Below are 429 nucleotides of genomic sequence, written 5' to 3'. Positions count from 1 at the left end.
CCCCAGGCGTTACCTGGCACCTTACCCTTTGGAGCCCGGACTTTCCTCACTTTTGCAAGCGCGATTGTCTGGCCATCTCAACGCACTATTTTACCGGAGCAGCATTATTTTTGCTGAAGTTTCAACGCCATTTCATAGGCTTTGTTTTTCTTGATACCGAGAATGGAGGCTGTAATGGCAGCAGCCTGTTTTAAAGACACCTCATCTAGCAGGATTTGTAACACTCTGACCTCTTCCGCCTCATCGCTATCGACAACTGCCGCCTGCCCCTCAACCAGCAACACAATCTCGCCTTTTTGGTGATTAGCATCATTGATAACAACGTCCACTAACTCTGCCAAAGGCAAGGTGACAATGGTTTCAAACATTTTGGTCAGCTCACGTGCCAGACATGCTTTTCGATCGCCACCAAAGACTGTCTACATATCC

Annotated in this window: 1 protein-coding gene and 1 other RNA gene (1 of these 2 only partly in view); both read right to left on the bottom strand. The window is 48.0% G+C overall.

The genetic code is table 11. The features are described 5' to 3' along the window. An RNA gene (gene rnpB, locus B3182_RS01840) (RNase P RNA component class A) lies at positions 1-80 on the bottom strand (it extends 512 nt beyond the left edge of the window). Between the two features lie 24 nt (positions 81-104). Then, positions 105-368 (bottom strand): hypothetical protein, encoded by a 264-nt coding sequence (locus B3182_RS01835; protein WP_292751312.1) that lies wholly within the window; start codon positions 366-368, stop codon positions 105-107. Positions 369-429 lie beyond the last annotated feature (61 nt).

The organism is Methylophaga sp. UBA4204, from assembly GCF_002379485.1.
Classification (GTDB): Bacteria; Pseudomonadota; Gammaproteobacteria; order Nitrosococcales; family Methylophagaceae; genus Methylophaga.
Note: the sequence above shows the minus strand (reverse complement) of the source record. Positions and strands in the feature narration are given on the sequence as shown.

What these genes read in the sequence shown, in the direction of transcription:
- B3182_RS01835 (WP_292751312.1), bottom strand. Translation starts at nt 368, where the DNA reads ATGTTTGAAACCATTGTCACCTTGCCTTTGGCAGAGTTAGTGGACGTT.